This is a genomic window from Streptomyces mutabilis (assembly GCF_014649815.1).
Lineage (GTDB): Bacteria > Actinomycetota > Actinomycetes > Streptomycetales > Streptomycetaceae > Streptomyces > Streptomyces mutabilis.
In genome coordinates, this window is sequence record NZ_BMTT01000206.1 from 1 (window position 1) to 599 (window position 599).

At 36.6% G+C, this 599-nt stretch carries 1 protein-coding gene; it reads right to left on the reverse strand.

Translation table 11 applies throughout. The annotated features are described in order from the left end of the window. Positions 1 to 599, reverse strand: a 599-nt coding sequence (locus tag IE142_RS40035) for an ABC transporter ATP-binding protein (RefSeq protein WP_191889473.1), incomplete at both ends; no start/stop codon positions are given.

Here is a 599-nt window from a genome sequence, read left to right on the forward strand (position 1 = left end):
TGAGTGTATATCACCGTCTTTTAACATAATGACTCTCTCAGCGTAACTAGCGGCTGAAGGATCATGTGTCACCATCATTATGGTTGAATTAAATTGTTTATTCATATCTTCTAGACGATGTAACAAATCTTGGGCACTTTTAGAATCTAAGGCGCCAGTAGGTTCATCTGCGAAAATGATCGTTGGTTTATGGACGAATGCTCGGGCAGCCGCCGTACGTTGTTGCTGACCGCCAGAAATTTCACTTGGATATTTATTTCCCAGGTTATAAATACCTAATGCCTCAGCCACTTCTTTATAATTTTGTTCCATTTCATATTTATGGAATTTTTGTACTGAGAGTGGTAGCATAATATTTTCTTTTACTGTTAATGTGGGTAAAACGCTATAATCTTGAAAAATAAAACCGAGATGTTGTTTTCGAAAATTTGCCACTTCTTTGTGGCTCAGTTTATTAATTTCTTTGCCTTCAACTTCCACAGTTCCACCTGAAATAGTATCTATTGAACTTAACACATTGAGTAAAGTCGTTTTACCTGATCCAGATGGACCCATGACAGCTACGAATTCCCCTTTTTCAACTGAAAAACTTATATTAT